Consider the following 20,782-nt stretch of genomic DNA (forward strand, 5'->3'; position numbering starts at 1 on the left):
CTTCACCTATTGCTAGGCAAAAGAAACCTGCTCGCCGAATCGGCGCTCAAACCGACCTGAATGGTCTTGACTATGATTCGCGGAAGTGGGATTCTCTCAGTCGCCAAACTTAAAGAGAAGGTCTTCCGGAATTGCCGTTTCGGGGGCCTTTTTCTTTTGCGCTCAATCTCCGTTCGTGGTTGCTCGTTTTTCCCGACGGAAAGCCTCATACAACTCGCTGAGATTTTCCGAGAGGTAGTCACCGAACGCTGCTGCGTCGGTTCCCTTCGCCTTGAGGGCGATGGTGAATTTCTTGCCACTGGCCACCATCTCCGCGGCGATACGCCCATCAGACGGCGCCCAGTTGCGTTTGGATGGCGCCTGCGCGGCACGGCGGCGCGGCTTGGATGCCTTCAGCTTCGTGACGACCGCATCGAACCGCGCTTCGCTTGGCATCCCATGCCAATCGGAACTCAATGCCAGAGCCAGGGCAGTGTCGAGATTGCCCGGCTTGTCGAGGAGGAGCTTGAGCTCATACCAGCGATCACGACCGACAGCCTTCGCGCGGCCGATCGCCTCGAGAAGTTCCTTGGGCATCGAGGCGACAGAGAGCATCTTTGAAAGCGTCGGCCGATCGACACCGATTGCGGCGAGGGCTGTGGCGTTGTCCTCGTCGAATTTCCGCTCAACGATGTCGGCGGCAAACAGTGCTTTCTCGATGAAGGACGTGTTCGCTCGCGCGTTGTTTTCCTGTCCCTGGGCGATCACATGATCGCGCTCGGAGATATCCTTGATGACAGCGCGAAGCTTGAGACCAAGCTCTTTTGCGGCGCGCCAGCGGAGGCGACCGAAGACCAGCATGTAGCGGCCGGGCCGCTGCGGGTGAGGGCGAAGGAGCGCCGGGGAGTTCTGGCCGGAACCACGGATCGACTCCAACACCTGAGCGTAGTCGGCCTCGTAATCTTCCTGATCGACGTTGAGCCGGTCGTTGGCGAAAGATTGGTCCACCAGGTCGGGGTTAACCTCGATTATCGTCTCGCCCTCGAGCAGCTTGCCTGCCTGAGCCGCCATTTCGTCGATCGAGCTTATGAGCGAGCGTGATGCCCCCTTGAAGGTGTAGTCTTGCGCGACCGGGCGCTCGGCGGGAGCGTCGCCGTTGTCCATGATGCTGGCAAAGGGATTTTTCCGCGCCATTTGACTAGCACCCCCTTAAGCGGCTTATGCGCTTGAAACCGTGGGTTTTTTTGGTGGTTTTGACGGCAGTCAACATCACAACCGCCCCCATGCCTGGTGGATCAGTCCCTGAATCTCGAAGTTCACGGCATCCATGCTGTCGATCGCCCGATCATAGGTATCGCGATTGAAGTTCGATCGCTCGACCTCATAGAGCGTCTGCTTGGTGAGGCCGGCGTCAGAAATCGCCGTGGATTTGAGCATTGGGCTTTTCAGAATTTCCTCGGCAAGCATCGACTGCATGAAGCCGACCATCTGTGCCTGGGGAATGTCCGTGGGCTCGTATCGGGTGATGAGATAGCGCAGCCAGTCCAGCTGGACCTTCGCGCCAGCATTCTTGATGGACTTCATGATATTGCCCAGCATCAGCAGAAACTGACTCATAGACATCAGATCCAGCATCTGCGGGTGGACGGTAATCAGAACCGAGGTGGCGGCCGACAGTGCCGACAGCGTCAGATAGCCGAGCTGTGGAGGGCAATCGACGACCACGACGTCGTAGCGCTCACTGACCGAATCCAACGCCCGGGCGACCCTCGTGAAGAACCGCTTTCCTTCCTGAGACGGAGACTGCATGGCAAGCGGAGTCTCGTACTCATATTCCTGCAGCTCCAGGTTCGCCGGGATGATATCGAGCAAGGGGAAGTTCGTCTTGCGGATGACATCTTCGGCCGGGGCGGGGTTGTCGTACCGGATCGCGTCGTAGAGCGAGGGGTTCTTGTCGAGCTCCGGCTGGAAGCCATGGAGGGCTGAAAGCGAAGCCTGCGGATCGAGATCCACCGTCAGGACCCGGTGACCGGTGAGCGCCAAATGCTGCGCGAGGTGCGCCGTGGTGGTGGTCTTTCCCGATCCACCCTTGAAGTTGACGACCGCAATGACCTGCAGCTTCTCGCCAGGTTTGCGGTAGGGCACATACTTCTTGGAATCCGATCGCCCGTGCTTGTCGAGATAGTCCCGAAGCTCGGTCATCTGCTCGGCCGCGTAAAAGCGCCGTCCGCCGGCACCGACGAAAGGCTCAGGACCTTTCTTTTCAAGATGGAGGCGCTTCAGATTGTTCGGACTGATACCAAGATAGTGGGCGACCTCGGCCATCGAGAACCGCCGAAGGGTCTTCTGCCCCTCGGTCGGAAACTTCTCGACGCGCAATTGGTCGAGCTTGCGCGAGATCTCGGCCCCCTGGGCAAGGATCTTGTCGTCAAACTCAAAACTTGGGAGAAATGCCATCTCCGCTTTGTCCCCCAAACGAGAAAATAGCGCCATATTCGACCTTTCGGCCAATCTGGCGCCAGTATGAGCGATTCCCGTTCTCTGGCAAGGGATTTTAGGTTAACGAAACCTTAACGACATGCCCAGGTCCACGCCAACAAGATCACTCAGCGGAGCCTCACAGTCCGGAATCGCGGCGTCGGCGCGTACATTTTCCATCGATTTTTCAATCGCTTAGTTTCTCCGCGGTTGGTCAATCCGCGAGAACCTTCAATGCCACATGCCGCTGGCTCGGTCCATGCAGCACCCTGAGAAGTTTCACAGTGGTGGATGGCGTCAAACCGAGTGAGTGGGCGTGACCGCCGCTCCTTTGGGGCGACTCACCTTCACCCATGAACAGATGACTCTTAGCCGGCTATGCAGCGCCCAGCGTGGTGGCTCAAAATTGCCCAACGCGTGTTTGTCAGGCTGCCACAAGTCCATGGGCCGACGGGAAACGGAAGCAACTAGACAACCCTCCGGTCGATCGTCTTTCCCGTCAGAGAGGCAATTATCACCGACGTGAATCCCTCACGCCCAAACGATTCAGCCAATGAATTGGACGTGGGTACCGGAAGTCGATGACAATCAGACATGGTCGAGCCGAAGCTTCAAGTTGTCCTTCAACGCCGCGATTGCGCTCGCAACGTTGCGCGGTTTTATGTACTCGCGATAGAACCGTCACTGTACGGTGATGCGGCGCTTATGCGCGCGTGGGGGCGGATCGGCTCGCTCGGCCGACAACGCCTTGACCTCTATGCGTCGGCCGCTGAAGCCGGCGAAGCGCTCGAGGCCTGGCTCGCCCGTAGGGTCGGACGGGGCTACACGCCCGTCACTGCCAAGGTCACATTCTAGTCCAGGGGCCCATAATCACGGCAATTGTTGCCGCGGCTACAACGGGCTTGCACAGCAGCATAGGACCGGCATTGTCGATATTCGGCTGACCGAAGGCAGTGTTCTACTCTCTGAGCGGGGACGGCCGGAGTCATTCCGGTTGTCACTCCTGAAATTCCACTCATCTGAAAGACAGTGAAGGCGGTTCCGGGACATTGGGTTCGACATCGGTGAAGAGATTCGGAAACAGCCGTTCCCTGAAATCGAGGGGGAAGGCAATACGTACCGGTGCCTTCGGAGTTTCAGATTTCAGAAAACCGCGCTCGACAAGATCCGACAGCGTGCTCCGTGCCGTGCGCTCGGATGTTTTCAGCACGAAATTGGCTTCACCACGGGGCAACCTGCCGTGCCGCAACACGGCCGCCACCAGATCAGGTGCTCGTTTATCGTCGACGACATCTTTTATTAGGGCGCGGTAGCGAGCATCGAGCCGCCCGAGGTCGAACATTGCGGTCGAGAACCGCACCTGGTCGAGCGCGACTGTAAGGAACCATTCGACGAAATCCTTGAGTGCCGATTCCGAAAGATTTCCTCGTCCATCACGATCGCCTTGTCTGGGACTGTCGGCGTGATCCATCATGCGCTTGTATTCGCCACGATCTTTCAGGCCACGAGCGAGGCCACGAGATATCGACCACAGGCCGTTGCCTCCAATACCGGCCTTGAGCGCCATGGCGTGAGACATCAAGCGACTGACGCGGCCGTTGCCGTCTGGAAACGGGTGAATGTAGTTGAGGCGGTGATGAGCTGACGCAATCGCGATGATCCGCAGGCTGGCCTGCTTTTCGGCCATGGCGAACCGCTTCTGGAAATACTCCATGAAAGCTATCACCCTGTCAGAAGATGGCGGCTGATGGCGCCCGACAGCGACATCATGTTCCGCGGACGTCCGGAACTCGCCGGGTAGGATCTCGGCCTTGGCGCCATCAGGTTTGTCGATGAACCGGAATTCCTCGGGCATCTCGTCGTAGAAGGCGCGATGAACCCACCGAATGAAATCGATCGAAGTCGGGCTCGGCAGCTCGCCGCGCAACCCGAAGCCGTCAATCATCCTCTGAACTTCGACATGGGCCTTCGCCTCGAGGGCGAGGGGACGACGTTCGGGATCTATCTCGGCGCCGGCCAGGGCGCTCTCGATATCTCGAGGTCGTGTGTTGTGGCCTTCGATCAAATTCGAATAGTAAGAATTCATGACTCGTACGAGATCGGCCAATTCGTCAGCCGACTCCGGATGCAGGCCTCGGCCGAGTTCATCGGCGGCCTTCTGCAGCTCGATCGCAAGATCGGCCAGAACGGTCGGCACCGCGTCGTCAAAAAACAGCGGCTCGATGCGGGCAGGGGTTTCAAGCATTCTTTTGCCGATCTCAATGGTGCCTCAACGGATTGCAATGTAAGGCATTGGACGCAATAAGTCAGCACAATTGCCGATATTAGTTGCCGATCTCCCTGCCGATATCGGCCGCCGATCAGGACGCGAAGCCGAATAAGCCTCAAAACAGCCGGGCAGGGTAGGGGGCGACGGCGCCATCGCGGATGACTCTTTTGCCGCCGGCAAGCACAACACGAAGTAGAGGCGGAAAGGCCCTCCCGCGACCGGCCTGGATCAGATCAACTGTTGACGCACTGCAAGCGCGACGGCGTGGGTGACGTTGGTGGCATCGAGCTTCCGCCGAGCATTTTGCAGGTGATACTCGACCGTCCGGACTTTCGTCCCGACGATTTGCGCGATTTCGGACATGCGCTTGCCTTTTGCCATCCAGCTCAGGCAGAGCCTCTCTCTAGGGCTTAACTTGACGGTGACAGCAGGCATTGGCTCGAGCATCCAGCGCCGCGCATAGACATCCACGTGCGATGCAATCGAAGCGGCAAGGAAGGGGCATTCTACCAGGCAATTGTCACACCGGTTCGACGACGCAAGCGTGAATAACACAGTCCGGCCGAACCCGGCCGACACGGGCACAGATATCCCCGATGCGATACCATGATCCCCGGCTTCTCCGAGGAAGCGCACCTGATCCGGCGATAATGCCCGTGCAATGTCGCGTTCGGACCACGCAAAGCAGCGTTCAGAACGGCGGGCTTCCTGCACGACGGGATCGATGCTCGCGTATTTCTTGTTGATATAGTGGCCTTGCCATGCGCGCGGGTACGTCGAAAACGTGTCGATCTCCGGCCCACAAACCGAGAGATAGGCGAACCAGTCAAACCCCAATTGGCCGGCGAACTCCTTCACCGCGGCTTTGACAGGCGCCATCCCATGGGCCGTTTCTAGTGCGTCTCGCAACTGGTCGAAGGCTTTGCTCGGCAACGATCCTCTCCGGGTGTTTTTGTCCTCAATTCGGGTAGTCGCAATTTCGCGTTGCATCGCAATTCAGCCATAAATGCGGCAACGGCCCCTCGGCACTCCCCCCTGTCTATCACGGCGACGACTGTCGATCCCCTGTGACTTTTCACAGCTGGTGGTGCGCGGCCGTACGGGATTCAAGAGACCGCAATTCAATGGGTTAAGGATTGGGTCATGCGCGTCGTCGCCATTTGCCGTACGAGGGCTACAAGTAGTGAGCAACGTCTGCTCGAGCGCATGCACGAACTGCGCGCAAGGGTCTTCAAACACAGGTTAGACTGGGACGTCCACGTAGAGCACAACCAGGAAAAGGACGAGTACGACCGGCTCGATCCGACCTATCTCGTGCTCGTCGGCAACGATGGTCACGTGATCGGTTGCGCCCGCCTCCTTTCGTCCACCGGACCGACGATGCTCGGTCAGATATTTCCGTTTCTGGCGGGCGCTGCTCGCATGCCCCAATCGAGCCGCGTCGTCGAGAGCTCGCGCTTTTGCATCGACACCGAACGCAGCGAAATCGTCTCCGCGAGCGGACTGCGCGACGCCACGCATACCTTGTTCGCCGGCATCATTGAATGGTCGATGGCCAATGGGTACGACCGGATCGTCACGGTGACGGACGTTCGGTTTGAGCGCATTCTCAGCCGAGCGAAGTGGCCACTGGAGCGGCTCGGGTCTCCACATCCTATTGGCAATACCATTGCTGTCGCGGGCCTCTTATCTGCCGACGAACCCAGTCTCGAGCTGGTGCGGCCGTCGAGCTACGTCTCCCTCTTCCCGGCCGCTGTGGAAGCCGCGGCCTGACCAAAGCAGCCGGGCAGGAGGGCGGTTCATGAGCGAGTCGAAACGACGGCTGATCCTCGGTCTGCAGGACGCACTTGGCGCCACGGTCACGACAGCGCTCCATGACCCCGACGTTGTGGAGGTCATGCTCAACCCCGACGGCAATCTATTTATCGAGCGGGTAGGGCAGGGGATAGCGGCGGCGGGGCGGATGGCCTCCCATGACGCCGAGACCGTCATCGGCAAAGTCGCCCACGCCCTCAAGACCGAAGTCGACCAGGACCGACCGATTATTTCCGGGGAATTGCCCCTTGGCGGACATCGCTTTGAGGGGATTTTGCCACCGGCCGCGCCTGCGCCGATGTTCACGATCCGCAAGCGCGCGTCGATGCTGATCCGCCTCGATCAGTATGTCGCCGACGGCATCATGACGCCCGAGCAGGTTGATGTGATCCGCGATTCGATCGTGAACCGGCTCAATATCGTAGTGTCGGGAGGCACTGGAACGGGCAAGACCACGCTCACCAATGCAATCCTGGCGGAGCTGGTCGAGACGACGCCGGAGCACCGGCTGGTGATCCTGGAAGACACTGCCGAGATCCAGTGCGCGGCGGAAAATCATGTGATCCTGCACACCACAGACACGGTCGATATGGGCCGTCTATTGAAGTCGACGATGCGGCTGCGTCCGGATCGCATCATCGTGGGCGAGGTTCGCGACGGCGCTGCCCTCACTCTCTTGAAGGCATGGAACACCGGCCATCCGGGCGGCATCGCGACGGTTCACTCGAACTCGGCCGGCGCCGCTCTTACCCGTCTTGAACAGCTCGTTGCCGAAGTCAGCTCCCAGCCTATGCCGGAAGTCATCGGAGAGGCGGTCGACCTGATCGTCTCGATCGAGCGCGCGCCCGGCGGGCGAACCGTTCGCGAGATCCTGAAGGTCGAAGGCTTTCGCGACGGGCGATACCTCACCTCGCCGGTCGGCGCGTCGAAATCCGAATCCATCCAGGGAAGAAATCTTCATGTCGTCTAAGAAGGCTTTCACGCTCCTGCTCGGCCTCGCGGCCGCATCGCTCGTCATGATCGAACCGGCGCTCGCCAGCGGCGGGGGAGGGGGCCTGCCCTGGGAAGGGCCTCTGGAACAGATTCAGGAATCCATCACCGGCCCGGTCGCTGGCGCTATCGCGCTCGCCGCGGTCGCCATTGCCGGCGGCATGTTGATCTTCGGCGGCGAGTTGAACGATTTTGCGCGGAGGCTCTGCTACATCGTACTCGTCGCCGGCATCCTGCTCGGTGCAACGCAAATCGTCGGCCTGTTCGGCTCCAGCGGTTCGTCCATCGGCGTCCCGCTGGAGGCGCACGAACAAGAGCCGGTGGTTGCCCCGCATGGCTGAAAGGGAAAGCCGGCTGGCGACGGCGCGGATACACCGTGCCCTTTCGCGTCCGACGCTGCTCTTTGGGGCTGACCGTGAGCTCGTGCTTCTGACCGGGCTCGCCGCGGTCATTCTCGTCTTCGTCATCCTGACGACCGTATCGGCGCTGCTCGGCACGGTCATCTGGATCGTGGTTGTCGGGCTACTGCGCATGATGGCGAAAGCCGATCCCCTGATGCGCCGCGTCTACCTGCGCCACATCAGATACCGCCCCTACTACCGGCCGACCTCCACGCCCTGGCGGACGTTCTGACTTATGGTTGCACTCAAGCGATTTCGTCATTCCGGCCCGTCCTTCTCCGACCTGCTGCCCTATGCGGCCCTGATCGATAACGGCACGCTCTTGCTCAAGGACGGGAGCCTGATGGCCGGCTGGTATTTCGCCGGTCCGGATAACGAAAGCTCGACCGATTTCGAGCGCAACGAGGTCAGCCGCCAGATCAATGCCATTCTCGCCCGGCTCGGATCGGGCTGGATGATCCAGGTCGAGGCCGTGCGCGTGCCGGCGACGGCCTATCCGGCCCGGGACAACTGCCATTTCCCCGACAAGGTAAGTGCGCTGATCGATGAGGAACGGCGCAAGCGTTTTGAGGCGGCGGACGGGCACTATGAGAGCCAGCACGCCATCATCCTGACCTATCGCGAACCGGAGAAGCGCAAGTCCGGCCTCGTCAAATATGTCTATTCCGACGATGAGTCCCGCGCGACCACCTTTGCCGATCGCGCGCTCGATCACTTCCGGCGTTCGATCCGCGAGTTCGAGCAATATATGGGAAACGTCGTCTCGATCCGCCGCATGGTTACACAGGAGACCGAGGAACGCGGCGGAACCCGTACCGCCAAATATGACGATCTGCTGCAGTTCGCCCGCTTCTGCATTGTCGGCGAAAACCATCCGGTCCGCCTGCCCGACATTCCGATGTATCTCGATTTCGTCGTCACGGCCGAATTCCATCACGGTCTCTCGCCGCTGGTCGACAACCGCTATCTGGCGGTCGTGGCGATAGACGGCTTTCCGGCCGAGAGCTGGCCAGGGATTCTCAATTCTCTGGACCTGATGCCGCTCACCTATCGCTGGTCGAGCCGCTTCGTCTTTCTCGATCCGATCGAGGCCCGCCAAAGGCTCGAGCGCACGCGCAAGAAGTGGCTGCAGAAGGTCCGGCCATTCATGGACCAGCTTTTCCAGACCAATTCGGGGGCGATCGATCAGGACGCTGCGCTGATGGTGGCGGAGACGGAAGACGCCATTGCCGAGGCAAATTCGCAGCTTGTCGCCTATGGCTACTATACGCCGGTCATTATCATGTTCGACGACGACGAGGCGCGCCTTCGCGAAAAGACCGAAGGCGTGCGCCGGCTGATCCAGGCCGAAGGCTTTGCCGCTCGCATCGAAACGCTGAACGTCACCGAGGCGTTCCTTGGGAGTCTGCCCGGCAACTGGTACGCCAACATCCGCGAACCGCTGATCAATACCCGCAACCTTGCCGATCTGGTGCCGCTCAACTCGGTCTGGTCGGGCTCACCGGTTGCGCCGTGCCCGTTCTATCCCGACGGCTCGCCGCCGCTGATGCAGGTCGCAAGCGGATCATCGCCGTTCCGCCTGAACCTCCATTCCGGCGACGTGGGTCATACCCTGATCTTCGGTCCGACCGGATCGGGCAAGTCGACCCTTCTGGCGCTGATCGCGGCACAGTTTCGCCGTTACCGGCAAGCACAGCTCTTCGCTTTCGACAAGGGCAAGTCGATGTACCCGCTGACGGTGGCTGTTGGCGGCGATCACTACGATGTTGGAGCAGGGGAGGCGCTGACCTTCTGCCCGCTTTCCCAACTGGACGACGATGGCGACAAGGCCTGGGCGGCCGGATGGCTGGAAACCCTTGTCGAGCTGCAGGGTGTGAAAGTCACCCCCGATCATCGCAACGCGATCGCCAGACAGATCGCGCTCATGGCCGCCTCGACGCGCCGGTCGCTCTCCGATTTCGTGTCGGGTGTGCAGATGCGGGAGATCAAGGACGCGCTGCGTCATTACACAGTCGACGGTCCCATGGGGCATCTGCTCGATGCCGAGGAGGATGGCCTGACCCTCTCGGATTTCCAGACGTTCGAGATCGAGGAATTGATGAACCTCGGCGACCGCAATCTCGTGCCGGTCCTGCTCTACCTGTTCCGTCGCATCGAAAAGCGCCTGACCGGCGCCCCCAGCCTCATCATCCTCGATGAGGCCTGGCTGATGCTCGGCCATCCAGCGTTCCGCGAGAAGATCCGCGAATGGCTGAAGGTGCTGCGCAAGGCCAATTGCGCCGTCGTTCTGGCAACGCAGTCGATTTCTGACGCGGAAAAGTCCGGCATCATCGACGTGCTCAAGGAAAGCTGCCCGACCAAGATTTGCCTGCCCAATGGCGCGGCACGCGAAAGCGGCACACGCGAGTTCTATGAGCGTATTGGCTTCAATGAGCGGCAAATCGAGATCGTCGCAACCGCTCTTCCGAAGCGCGAATACTACGTCGCTTCGCCTGACGGGCGGCGTCTGTTCGACATGGCCCTCGGGCCAATCACCCTGTCTTTCGTCGGCGCGTCCGGAAAGGACGACATCAAGCGCATCGATGAGCTGCGCGTCCACCACGGCGACGAATGGCCCGTCCACTGGCTCAAGCAAAGAGGTATCGAAAATGCCGAAGCTCTTCTTGCCTAGTTCTCTCGCAAGCGTCCTGATCGCTGTCAGCCTTGCCGCGCCAGCCCAAGCCAGCGGGGCGCTCACCGGCGCGACCGAGTTTACGCAGATCCTCAACAATGGGGAACTGATCGCGCTCGGCGGACAGAACGCCGAGCAGATCGCAAATCAGGTGACGCAGATCTCCAACCAGGTGGAGCAGATCGCAAACCAGATTCGCATCTACGAGAACATGCTGCAGAACACCATGCAGCTTCCCGATCATGTGTGGGGGCAGGCTCAACAGGACCTCGCCAACCTGCAAGGCATCGTGCAGCAGGGGCAGGGCATGGCGTTCTCGATGGGCAACCTTGACGATGTGCTCAAGCAGCGCTTCCAGAGCTATACCGATTTCCAGAACGGTCTTCCGAACGGGCAGGATTTCTCGTCGAGCTATCAGTCCTGGTCGGACACCAACCGTGACACCATCGGTGGAACACTGGCGGCGGCTGGCCTCACGGCCGATCAGTTTGCGACCGAAGAATCCACCATGGCGCAACTGCGCTCCCAATCGGAGTCCGCCGATGGCCAGATGAAGGCGTTGCAGGTCGGGCATCAGATCGCGACGCAGCAGGTCGAGCAGATGCAGAAGCTTCGCGGCCTCGTCTCCCAGCAGATGACCATGATGGGCACCTGGTATCAGTCGGAGCAGGCTGAAAAGGATCTCGCTCAGGCTCGCCGCGACGCATTTTTCGGCTCTACCGCTCCGTCCACCTCCGGCGGCCAACAAATGCAGCCTCGGTGGTGACCCCATGGCAACGCTCAAACTCCCCGTCGTCGTCGCGATCGCGATCGTTGCCGCCCTTGCGGGCGGCGCGGCATCCTATGTGTTCATCCCGAACGCCGATCCGGAAATGAAGGCGCTCCTCGAGCGCCAGGTCGAACTTGCCGAGCAGGAAGCGGCGGCACGCGAGGAAGCCGCCGAGCGGGCAAAGGACTTTTTCAACGCAAATCCCGACGACTACCCCACGTCGGGAGGCCAGCAGATGGCGCCCCGCTGGGGCGACAACTGAGTCATGCGCGCTTCGATGCTTTTGAGATTGGCTGGGCTGATGATCGCCGGGCTTGCCATGGTCGATCCGGCCTTTGCGCAGGACGGTTCGATCCTGACCGATCTCGAAAACCAGGTCGCCAGCGCATCGCAGGGCTGGCAGGACACCGTCATCGATGCGGCAACCTCGCTGTTCTGGATACTGGCCGGCATAGAAGTGGGTATCGCGGCGATCTGGCTCGCGATCCAGGCGCCATCGCTCGACACATGGTTTGCAGAGCTTGTGCGGAGAATTCTCTTCATCGGCTTCTTCCTCTTTGTTCTGCAGCAGGGTCCGGCCTTGGCCAAGTCGGTTGTCGATAGCCTGTTCCAGATCGGCGCGGATGGCGGTTCGGCTTCGCCGGCCGACGTCTTCAATGCCGGCGTCAAAGTGGCATCCGAACTCTCGGAAAACGCCCGGTTCGGCCTTTGGGAGGACAATGCCCTCGCCATGGCCTCGGTCTTCGCGATGATCGTCGTTGTCATCAGCTTTGCCCTCGTAGCGGCGATCTTCGTGGCCGTGCTGGTCGAAATGTATGTCGGTCTGCTCGCCGGCATGATCATGCTTGGCCTTGGTGGCTCGTCCTTTACCAAGGATTTCGCAGTCCGCTACCTCGTTTACGCCTTCTCAGTCGGCATGAAGCTGATGGGCCTCGTGATGATCGCGCGCATCGGCTCCGAGGTGCTAATCGGCCTTTCGAACGATACGGCTTCCGACGATCAATTCCTCACTACCCTGACGATCGCGGGCATTTCGGTCGTCGTCTTCATGATCTCCATGTACGTGCCGAACATCATTCAGGGCGTCGTCCAGGGCGTTTCCGTCGGCAACGGCATGGAAGCCATCCGCAGCGGTGTCCAGGTTGCCGGGTTCGCGGCGGTCGGTGCTGGCATGGCGGCCGGCGGCGCCGGCGTCGTCAAAGGTGGGATGGCTGCCGCCTCGGCGGCATCGCAAGCCGGCGCATCGCGTGGCGCGGCTGCAATGGCCGGGTTGAAAGCCGCGGGTGGCGCGGTCGGCTCCGCGGCGACCGACAAGTTGATGGGCATCCCCGGCGCCAAGATGGGTTCGACCCTCGGCCTTGCCAACGACAAGCTGCGCCAAGGCACCAATCCGGGCACCAGTTCCAGAAGTTCAAACAAAAAGATGGACGCCGACTCGTGAGGTCGGCCGGCCGTATCAGGCGAGGCTAGATGGCGAAGCGAAAATACCCCGACAATCCGTATCTGGCCGCCCGCTATGAGTGGAACGAGCGCTACGGCAGCTACATGCGCGCGGCCTCGGCCTGGCGCACCGTCGGCCTGCTTTCGATGAGCATGGCGGTGATCGGGTTCGGCTATGCCCTCTATCAGTCGACACAAGTCAAGCTCGTTCCCTATGTGGTCGAGGTCGACAAGCTCGGCGCGGCTGTCCTGGCCGGCTTCCCCGCGCAGATCGAATATGCCGACGAGCGCGTTGTGCGCTCGATGCTCGGCGCCTGGGTGTCGAACTTCCGGTCGATCACCCCGGATGCGACCGTGCAGAAGGGATATATCGACCGCACCTACGCGATGCTGAAGCAGCAGGACCCGGCGACCGAGAAGGTCAACAACTGGTTCCGCAACAATTCGCCTTTCGATCGCGCCCGCACCATGACGGTCTCGATCGAGGTCAACAACGTCGTCGCCCTCTCGAACCAGAGCTACCAGGTCGACTGGAGCGAGATCGAGCGCGACCGCGCGGGCAAGGAACTACGCACCCGCCGCTTTCGCGGCATCGCCACCGTGACTCTTTCGCCGCCCCAGGACGAGGCGGTCATTCGTCTGAACCCGATCGGCCTCTACCTCGAGGATTTCGATTGGACAGCCCAGCTTTGAGAAACGCTCGCGGAGTAAGAGTAATGTTGAACCTCAAGAAAATGCACGCGGGCGTGTGTGCGGCAACCCTGTTGCTGGGCACGTTCGCCCTCAATGTCGCCGTTGCGGCCGATCAGCAGGGCCTCAGCGGCAACGAAGCGCGGGGAACCGGACTTTCCACTCAGTGGCAGGGCACGGCCGCGGTGATGACGCGGGGGCCGGACGGCAAGGTCATTTACCTCTACGGCCAAACGCAGCCGTCCGTCGTTTGCTCGCCCCTCCAGCTCTGCGAAATCGAGCTGCAGGCCGGAGAAGCCGTGCGTGACGTGCTGGTGGGCGACACGGTTCGCTGGAAGGTCGAGCCGGCAACCTCCGGCTCGGCCGAAGGCCAGAAAATCCACCTGATCGTCAAGCCTTCGGAACCCGGGCTCGAGACGTCCATGGTGGTGACGACATCGCGGCGCACCTACCACATCCGGCTCAGGTCGCATCATCGCGACTACATGGCCCGCGTTGCCTTCGAATATCCCGAGGACGTGCAGGCCAAGTTCGATGCCCTCAACGCGCGCGTCGAGGCGAGCATCATTCCCGGCGCCGGCGTCCCGGCCGAAAACCTGAGCTTCAATTTCACTATCAGCGGACAGGCCCGCTGGCGCCCGACCCGCGTCTACACCGATGGCGCCAAGACCTACATTCAGTTCCCCGGCCAGATGATGAGCGGCGATGCGCCGGTGCTGTTCGTCGTCTCGGGCGGCGAAAACCGTATCGTCAATTACCGGCTCAACGGCACGATGATGATCGTGGACTATGTGTTCGATCGCGCCGTGCTGCTTTCCGGCGTCGGCTCCCGCCAGCAGAAGATCACCATTTCGAGGAGGGGCTGATCATGCGCGCCATCCACCGACTTTCCCGTGTTCTGGCACTCGTTCTTCTCACCGGCGCAACAACCGGATGCACCACCACGGGGGGAGGATACTTCACGCCGACCGTCAGTGCCGATGCCGCCGATCTATCGCCGGCCGCGGCTGCGGCCGTCGCCGGCGACATGGTCTCCAAGCTCGCCGAGCATGTTGGCCCGGGCACCGGGACGATCGTCATCAAGCCCGACGATTCCGCATTCGGCCTCGCGCTCGAAGAGTCGCTGCGCGGCTGGGGCTATGCCGTTGCTTCGAACCAGGAGGCCTCCGGCGACACGATGATCCCGCTCGCCTATGTCATCGACACGTTCGAGGGCGCCGTCATGACCCGGATTTCGACGCCTTCGGTGGAGCTGACCCGCTCCTATGCGATGTCGGCGACCGGCGCGACACCGACAAGCCCGCTGTCTGTCATGCAGCGTACGACCTGAGGGGGGAGCCATGAGTTCGCTCGATCTCTCTCCCGGCGCCGAAGGCGGCGACGAGAAGCCCAAAATCCGGCGCTTGAACAAGCTGCCGGTCTTTCTCTTCATCGGCCTGGTCGTCCTTTTCTTCGGCGTTATCATTTGGGGCCTCTCGATCCGCGGCCTCAACCGGAGTGGGGGCCCGCTCGATACCTCGACCGGCGCGCCGGCGACCGATTTCGCCGACCAGCTCAAGCGCGGCGTTTCGGATGGCGTGATCGAGGAGCCGCGCCCCGCGCAGCAGATCCAGGTGGTGCAGCCGGTCGAACTGGCGGAAGACGAGCCGCAATCCACCAATCCTTTCCAGCGCCAGCCGACAACACCGCAACAGCAACAGGCGACGCCGGTCGAAAGTGAAGCCGACTGGCGAGAGCGGCTGCAAAGGGAACAGGACGAGCAGATGTTTCGCTTGCTGCATCAGCAGCGTATGGCCCGGCTCCAGGCCGACGATGCCGCCTATGACAGCCCAATCGCGATCGATATCGGTAACGTAGGGCAAGCCGCACAAACGGGAACGCCACAATCGACAACGGGGCAGGGGGCGCTTGGCGATCGCGCCGGCATGGCCGATCTCTATGCGGCTGCGCTGCGCGCTGGCGGCGCCGGGCAACAGGCCGATCCGAACAATCAGGCCGGAAAGGCAGACTTCTTCAATCAGAACATTGCCGATCTCGGCTACCTGCCGAACCGCGTCGTACCGCAGCAGTCGCCCTTTGAGCTCAAACGCGGCTCGGTGATCCCGGCAACGCTCGTGACCGGCATCAACTCCGACCTTCCCGGCCGTATCACCGCCCAGGTCAGCCAGAACGTCTATGACAGTGCGACCGGCCACCGGCTGTTGGTGCCACAAGGGGCCAAGCTCTTCGGCCGGTACGACTCCAATGTCTCGTTCGGGCAAAGTCGCGTGCTGGTGATCTGGACCGATCTCATTTTCCCGAATGGATCGACACTGCAGATCGGTGGCATGGCCGGCGTCGACGCGCAAGGCTATGGCGGCTTCCGCGACCAGGTCGACAACAAATACCTGCAGACCTTTGGCTCGGCGATCCTCATCGCATTGATCGGGACGGGCATCGACATGGCCGTGCCGGAAAGCTCGACCCTTGCGACGCAGGACACCGCCTCGGATGCGGCACGAAGGAATTTCGCGGAAAGCTTCGGGCGGGTAGCGGATCAAACCATTTCCCGGAATCTCAATGTCCAGCCGACCCTCACCATCCGCCCGGGCTATGGGTTCAACATAATTGTGGAGCAGGACATCATTTTCCCGGGAGCCTATCGCTGATGGCGAAGCTGTTTTCGCTCGCCCGCAATGCCGCCGCGGCTATCGCGGTTGGAGTGTTTCTGACCGGTTGCCTCGTGCTGGAAACCATCGACGCCACCATCGTGCTCGAGGGGTACGAGTACGACATGCGTGTCGAAACCCGCCTCGCTGATCCCCGTGTCGTTAAGGCGCTTGCCGACGGCCACGTGCTCACAGAACAGGAAGAGGACCGGATGCGGGCGGAAGAGCGCAAGGCGGCTCGAATGCCCGGCTTTGAGAGCTTCACCTACGCCGGGGAAGGGCGCTTCGATCTCATCGTCAATCTCACCGGTGAGTTGGATGCAAACGGGTCCGCAATCGGCGTCCCCAACACGCGGGCGAAGTCGCAAGCCGACAATTTCTTGAGCATTCGGCGCATGGACGACGCAACCATTGAAGTCAGTACCCCGGAGATCCCGGACCGGGCCCGCGCCGAGCTCGATCAGATCGCCATTGTGCCCAACGGAACGCTGAATGTGACCGTGTCCGGCACGGTCATTGAGACCAATGCCGACGAAACGCCCGGGCTCTTCGGTGGAGCGTATCGCTGGAACATCTCGTCATGGGATGACCGCGTGTTTCTCAAGTTCAACCCCGCTGTTGACTGACACGGGAGGAAAGTCCTTTCAACATCCCGATGCTCTAACATCCATGGAGAGCGTGCTTGGGCCCGCGAAGGCGGGCCGCTACCGTGACCGGTTAAAATTTCTGCGCACCGTCATCGCGAGCGAATATTTCAACGACGCGAGCGCATGGCTCGATGACCCCGCGTGCCGCGAAGGAGGATGAATGCCCCGCTACTATTTCCACATCTTTAGCGACGACGTGGAATATCCCGACCGAAAAGGTGAGCCCCACGATGACGACGCTCGAGCGATCGCCATGGCACGCCAGATCGTGTCAGAAATCGCCGAAGAACCGGAGCATCGCGAGATCGAGGTAAAAGTGGTTGGCCGAAATGGACGGGCGGTCGCAACGGTCGATATAAAGGGCCTAAAATAGCGACGCAGCAAGTTGTCAAAGTGCCTTTAGGCGTCGACCTATGAACCTTTCGCCGCCCGTTCCGGTCATAAATCTCGACGTCCACCGCGATTGCTTCGCCGAATAACCGTTCCTGACTTGGTTTCTCTGTCGCCGCCTGAAATTGCCTTCGTCGTCGCGGCGGACGATCCTCGAGTGATGCGACCATAGCAATTTCTGCTCACACCTTGCCCCCAAAAACACGCGGGTAGGCAGCATTCCACCGGACCATTGACTCCGAATGCAGCACTCACTATCTATCTCACGTGAACAACGTGAGGAACGTGATTCTATGAAGATCGACATGCTGGCCATTGGTGGCAGCGACGTCCTCGCCGGGGCGCTGAACGGCAGGTCGGCGCTGAACGAGCTTTTGAATACGTCGGCCGCCGAACCAGCAAACCCGGAGCCGGTCTTTCTCGATTTCACCGGCATCGAGGTCGCGACGGCTAGCTTTCTGCGCGAGAGCGTTCTTGCCTTCCGCGATATTGTCAGGGGGCGACGCTCGAAATTCTATCCGGTGGTCGCCAATGCCAATGATACAGTGCGTGAAGAGCTGCTGGAGTTGCTGATGCCCCGCGGAGATGTATTGATGTTGTGCGCGCTGGATGAGGCGGACGCAGTAACAATGGCCGCCCCGCTCGGTGAACTTGATCCGAAGCAAAGGCTCACTTTCGACCTTGTTCACGAGCACGGCGAGACTGACGCCGGCGCATTGATGCGCGAGTACGGCAAGAGCGAGGGGGTAAAACACACGACGGCTTGGAATAACCGGCTGGCTTCCCTCGCATCTCTTGGCCTCGTCATCGAAACGAGCCAGGGCCGCGCCAAGCGCTATCGGCCGCTGTTTGAAGGAGTGTAGAGACCATGGGGGCTGAATTCATCGAAAAGGCGGCGCCGAGCTTCAAGAAGGCGTGGGACCGCGCACGGGTAAAGCTCGCGACGGCCGACCTGTTCACACGCGTCCCCGATAGCGCCGCAAGGACGGCGGAAGCCGACATCATCGGCAACGCCAGGCTCAGCACCGGGGACCAGCTTACCGTCGAAAACAAGAACGGGACGCTGATCGCCCGACGAGGCATGAGCGATGTCGCGCGCTTCACCAATCCCGCGCCGGAACTCGTACTGGCCGTGGCCGCCTCCTGCGGCATAGCCAAGGGCACGGTGCTGGATGTTCATCCCATCGCAGGGGTCGCGGAGATCTCACTATGCTGACCCGTTCCGATCCCGCTAAAGTCAAGCCGCAGGCACCCCGCCATCGGCGCAATCCGCGTCGCGAGCGCCGCCTCTGGCACGATCCCGAAGTGGCGAGCGCAGCCCTCGGCTGCGCCACCTGCCCGGAGAAGGAGATTTGCGGCGGGCTGCGGCTGAACACGCCCTTCATGGACTGCCTGCAGTTCTGCTGCGGCAATCCGGAAGGTTGCGACCGCGTCTGCCGCAACCATCCTGACTTCGCCGATCGCTACCGTGAAATCGGCGGCTTCAACCTCTATAGCGTGCCACGCGCCCCTTTGCTCAATGCGGTTGGCCTGCCCCGCCTTGTCCCAGTCATCTATCACCCCACCGCGCGCAGCATGCCGCCCACTGCCGCGACCGTAGCGCTTCCGCTTTACCGTATGTTCGACCGGCGTACCGGCCTACCGCGCTTTGTGAGCCGCGACGCGCTCGGCGAGGCATTCGGCATTGGCCATCAGGCGTCGGTGATGCTGACCGGTACTGACATCGACCGCCCGCTCGAGCGCTGGTGGGGGCTCGGCGAAGCCGGCCGCCGGCCGATCATCCAAGCCCTCATCGCCGCCGGCGTCGGCATGGTGACGACGCCGAACTACAGCCTGTTCATCGACCGGCCGCGGTGGGACGACTTGCACGCGATGAAGCGCATCGCGATCGTCCATGAAGAGTTCTTGCGCGAGGGCCTGCCGGCCGCGCTCCATGTCAACGGGCGCACTGAAGCAGACTTTGCCCACTGGATCGCCTTCCTCGCCGCCCGGCCTGAGGTCACCCATATCGCCTATGAGTTCACCACGGGCACCGGCTGGTCCGGGCGGCGCGAGCAGCACGCGGCTTGGCTGGCAGGATTGGCCCGGGCCGTCGGCCGCCCGCTGCACATCATCGTACGCGGAGGCACCGACGTCCTGCCGGTGATTGCCCGCGCATTTTCGGGGATCACCGTTCTCGACACGTCAGTGTTCATGAAGACGATGATGCGCCAGCAGGCCTATCCCAAGGGCAACGCTGCCCTTGGCTGGCGAGGCGCGCCGACAGCACAGGGGGCCCATGTCGACCATCTGCTTGAAGCGAACTGGCAGGCGACCGACGCGTGGATTGGCGATCTGATCGCCTCCTCACGTTCGGCTGAATCGGCGCCGATGGCCGGATGACGGAAACCGAGCCCGCGATATTGGATTTCAGGATGCTCGACGGGCTGGCCTTCGCGGCCGCGCGGGGCCGCTTGAACGAGGCCGCCATTCCCGCGCTCACCGCGTCCGAGATCGGCCCGCTCTTCGAACTCTCGAACCTTGCCGACGACGGCTTACTTCCCGCACCGCACGTTGCCCTCTGGCTGACCACAAATCTTTTTGGTCCGATGCTGGACGCCATCAGGCACGGCACGCGAGAGTGGGTCTGCCCGCAAACGCGGCGCGCGGGCTTCCTAAGCACCGCCACGCCGCACGACATCAACGCATGGACGACCTTCGGTCTAGCCGCCCAGCAAGCTGCAACGGCGGAAGGATTTCCCAAGGCCATTGCCGCCCAGCTCACTGCCGCCATGGGCGAGCTTCACAGCAACATCTACGAGCATGCGCAAGAGCCGCAGAGCGGCATCGTCGCGTTCCGCGCCTCAAAGGGAAAATTTGAGTTCATATCATCCGATCGCGGCATCGGAGTTCTGAATAGCCTGCGCAGCAACGCGGCCTATGCTAGGCTCAATGATCACGGCGAAGCGCTGCGCTTGACGCTCACCGACGGCATCTCGCGGTACGAACACCAGGCGGAACGCGGCCACGGTTTTCGGCCGCTATTCATCGGCCTTGCCAACCTGAACGGCGCGCTGCGCTTCCGCTCCGGCGACCATGCCCTACTGATCGACGGCAAACAGCCCACACTTATGACGGCTCGCCCGGCACAGAAGCCCCAATTGAGAGGATTCTTTGTGTCGGTAAGTTGCGCGGTGAACGGCCATCCTCGACACGGCGCCTGATCATCACCAGGCATGCTGCTGGGAATTTCGGTGGAACACAGCGTGAAAACGGATTGGCAAGGCTGTCCCGAGCAATTCGACAATTGTTTTAGATAGGCCGTCACTCTAGACTGAGGTGATAGGTTCCTATCATAGCGCGGTGAACGGGATGACGGGTCGCATAAAGGCACGTACTAGCAAGCCCATCATCAAAGAGAAGCGACAAATGCTGCTTCATCTGGACAGCGACGTGATCAAGGATCTGAAAAAAGCTGCTGTTGATCGCGAATCGACGGCATCGGCGATCGCAAATGAAGCGATCGAGACTTGGCTCAAGAAGAACGAGCTTCGCGGAGGGTGACCGATCGGTCTAAGCCGGCGGTCAAATCGGGGTTGGGGTAGGCATGACAATT

At 61.2% G+C, this 20,782-nt stretch carries 24 protein-coding genes; 20 read left to right on the top strand and 4 right to left on the bottom strand.

The window, feature by feature from the left end; all coding sequences use genetic code 11:
- Positions 1 to 162: 162 nt before the first annotated feature.
- Positions 163 to 1,173 carry a plasmid partitioning protein RepB gene (gene repB / locus N7E70_RS30235; protein WP_154386552.1) on the bottom strand — a complete coding sequence of 337 codons (1,011 nt, stop codon included), beginning with the start codon at positions 1,171 to 1,173 and terminating at the stop codon, positions 163 to 165.
- A gap of 75 nt (positions 1,174 to 1,248) precedes the next feature.
- A complete protein-coding gene (gene repA, locus N7E70_RS30240; RefSeq protein ID WP_154386553.1) occupies positions 1,249 to 2,436 on the bottom strand; it encodes a plasmid partitioning protein RepA in 1,188 nt (395 codons plus the stop codon).
- A gap of 615 nt (positions 2,437 to 3,051) precedes the next feature.
- Here repA and N7E70_RS30245 point away from each other — a divergent pair.
- Positions 3,052 to 3,312 (top strand): WGR domain-containing protein, encoded by a 261-nt coding sequence (locus N7E70_RS30245; RefSeq protein ID WP_154386554.1) that lies wholly within the window; start codon positions 3,052 to 3,054, stop codon positions 3,310 to 3,312.
- A 160-nt stretch (positions 3,313 to 3,472) separates the two neighbouring features.
- Here N7E70_RS30245 and N7E70_RS30250 read toward each other — a convergent pair whose 3' ends face one another.
- Positions 3,473 to 4,702: a Fic family protein gene (locus N7E70_RS30250; RefSeq protein ID WP_154386555.1), complete on the bottom strand. Its 1,230-nt coding sequence runs from the start codon at positions 4,700 to 4,702 to the stop codon at positions 3,473 to 3,475.
- Positions 4,703 to 4,954: 252 nt separating this feature from the next.
- Positions 4,955 to 5,659 carry an autoinducer binding domain-containing protein gene (locus N7E70_RS30255; protein ID WP_185910480.1) on the bottom strand — a complete coding sequence of 235 codons (705 nt, stop codon included), beginning with the start codon at positions 5,657 to 5,659 and terminating at the stop codon, positions 4,955 to 4,957.
- 210 nt (positions 5,660 to 5,869) lie between these two features.
- Between N7E70_RS30255 and N7E70_RS30260 the strand changes: the two genes are divergently transcribed.
- From N7E70_RS30260 to N7E70_RS30350, 19 genes are all read left to right on the top strand, one after another.
- Entirely contained in the window at positions 5,870 to 6,499 is a 630-nt protein-coding gene (locus N7E70_RS30260) for an acyl-homoserine-lactone synthase (RefSeq protein WP_154386557.1), read from the top strand.
- Between the two features lie 28 nt (positions 6,500 to 6,527).
- On the top strand, positions 6,528 to 7,511 hold the full coding sequence (gene trbB, locus N7E70_RS30265; protein WP_154386558.1) for a P-type conjugative transfer ATPase TrbB: 984 nt from the start codon (positions 6,528 to 6,530) through the stop codon (positions 7,509 to 7,511).
- Positions 7,501 to 7,872 (top strand): TrbC/VirB2 family protein, encoded by a 372-nt coding sequence (locus N7E70_RS30270; protein WP_154386559.1) that lies wholly within the window; start codon positions 7,501 to 7,503, stop codon positions 7,870 to 7,872. Before trbB ends, N7E70_RS30270 begins: the two co-directional genes overlap by 11 nt.
- On the top strand, positions 7,865 to 8,164 hold the full coding sequence (locus tag N7E70_RS30275) for a conjugal transfer protein TrbD (RefSeq protein WP_154386560.1): 300 nt from the start codon (positions 7,865 to 7,867) through the stop codon (positions 8,162 to 8,164). Before N7E70_RS30270 ends, N7E70_RS30275 begins: the two co-directional genes overlap by 8 nt.
- Positions 8,165 to 8,167: 3 nt before the next feature.
- On the top strand, positions 8,168 to 10,603 hold the full coding sequence (locus tag N7E70_RS30280) for a conjugal transfer protein TrbE (protein WP_154386561.1): 2,436 nt from the start codon (positions 8,168 to 8,170) through the stop codon (positions 10,601 to 10,603).
- Positions 10,581 to 11,369, top strand: a complete 789-nt coding sequence (gene trbJ / locus N7E70_RS30285; protein WP_154386562.1) for a P-type conjugative transfer protein TrbJ — start codon at positions 10,581 to 10,583, stop codon at positions 11,367 to 11,369. Before N7E70_RS30280 ends, trbJ begins: the two co-directional genes overlap by 23 nt.
- A gap of 4 nt (positions 11,370 to 11,373) precedes the next feature.
- Positions 11,374 to 11,634, top strand: coding sequence for a DUF2749 domain-containing protein (locus N7E70_RS30290; protein ID WP_154386563.1), 261 nt, complete (start codon positions 11,374 to 11,376; stop codon positions 11,632 to 11,634).
- Between the two features lie 3 nt (positions 11,635 to 11,637).
- Positions 11,638 to 12,813, top strand: coding sequence for a P-type conjugative transfer protein TrbL (trbL, locus tag N7E70_RS30295; protein WP_154386564.1), 1,176 nt, complete (start codon positions 11,638 to 11,640; stop codon positions 12,811 to 12,813).
- Positions 12,814 to 12,842: 29 nt separating this feature from the next.
- A complete protein-coding gene (trbF, locus tag N7E70_RS30300) occupies positions 12,843 to 13,505 on the top strand; it encodes a conjugal transfer protein TrbF (protein WP_154386565.1) in 663 nt (220 codons plus the stop codon).
- 41 nt (positions 13,506 to 13,546) lie between these two features.
- A complete protein-coding gene (trbG, locus tag N7E70_RS30305) occupies positions 13,547 to 14,368 on the top strand; it encodes a P-type conjugative transfer protein TrbG (protein WP_246188832.1) in 822 nt (273 codons plus the stop codon).
- 2 nt (positions 14,369 to 14,370) lie between these two features.
- On the top strand, positions 14,371 to 14,832 hold the full coding sequence (trbH, locus tag N7E70_RS30310; protein WP_154386567.1) for a conjugal transfer protein TrbH: 462 nt from the start codon (positions 14,371 to 14,373) through the stop codon (positions 14,830 to 14,832).
- A gap of 10 nt (positions 14,833 to 14,842) precedes the next feature.
- Complete coding sequence (trbI, locus tag N7E70_RS30315) at positions 14,843 to 16,150, top strand: IncP-type conjugal transfer protein TrbI (protein ID WP_154386568.1); 1,308 nt, start codon at positions 14,843 to 14,845, stop codon at positions 16,148 to 16,150.
- A complete protein-coding gene (locus N7E70_RS30320; RefSeq protein ID WP_154386569.1) occupies positions 16,150 to 16,776 on the top strand; it encodes a hypothetical protein in 627 nt (208 codons plus the stop codon). Before trbI ends, N7E70_RS30320 begins: the two co-directional genes overlap by 1 nt.
- Positions 16,777 to 16,957: 181 nt before the next feature.
- Positions 16,958 to 17,170, top strand: coding sequence for a DUF6894 family protein (locus N7E70_RS30325; protein WP_154386570.1), 213 nt, complete (start codon positions 16,958 to 16,960; stop codon positions 17,168 to 17,170).
- 310 nt (positions 17,171 to 17,480) lie between these two features.
- Positions 17,481 to 18,050, top strand: a complete 570-nt coding sequence (locus N7E70_RS30330; protein ID WP_246670854.1) for an STAS-like domain-containing protein — start codon at positions 17,481 to 17,483, stop codon at positions 18,048 to 18,050.
- Positions 18,051 to 18,055: 5 nt separating this feature from the next.
- A complete protein-coding gene (locus N7E70_RS30335) occupies positions 18,056 to 18,403 on the top strand; it encodes a hypothetical protein (protein ID WP_154386571.1) in 348 nt (115 codons plus the stop codon).
- Complete coding sequence (locus N7E70_RS30340) at positions 18,397 to 19,569, top strand: DUF4417 domain-containing protein (protein ID WP_154386572.1); 1,173 nt, start codon at positions 18,397 to 18,399, stop codon at positions 19,567 to 19,569. The genes N7E70_RS30335 and N7E70_RS30340 overlap by 7 nt, the downstream gene beginning before the upstream one ends.
- On the top strand, positions 19,566 to 20,390 hold the full coding sequence (locus N7E70_RS30345) for a hypothetical protein (protein WP_154386573.1): 825 nt from the start codon (positions 19,566 to 19,568) through the stop codon (positions 20,388 to 20,390). Before N7E70_RS30340 ends, N7E70_RS30345 begins: the two co-directional genes overlap by 4 nt.
- A gap of 205 nt (positions 20,391 to 20,595) precedes the next feature.
- Positions 20,596 to 20,730 (top strand): hypothetical protein, encoded by a 135-nt coding sequence (locus tag N7E70_RS30350; RefSeq protein WP_256438744.1) that lies wholly within the window; start codon positions 20,596 to 20,598, stop codon positions 20,728 to 20,730.
- Positions 20,731 to 20,782: the final 52 nt, after the last annotated feature.

Origin of the sequence: Aminobacter sp. NyZ550, from assembly GCF_025628925.2 — a bacterium.
GTDB lineage: Bacteria > Pseudomonadota > Alphaproteobacteria > Rhizobiales > Rhizobiaceae > Aminobacter > Aminobacter ciceronei.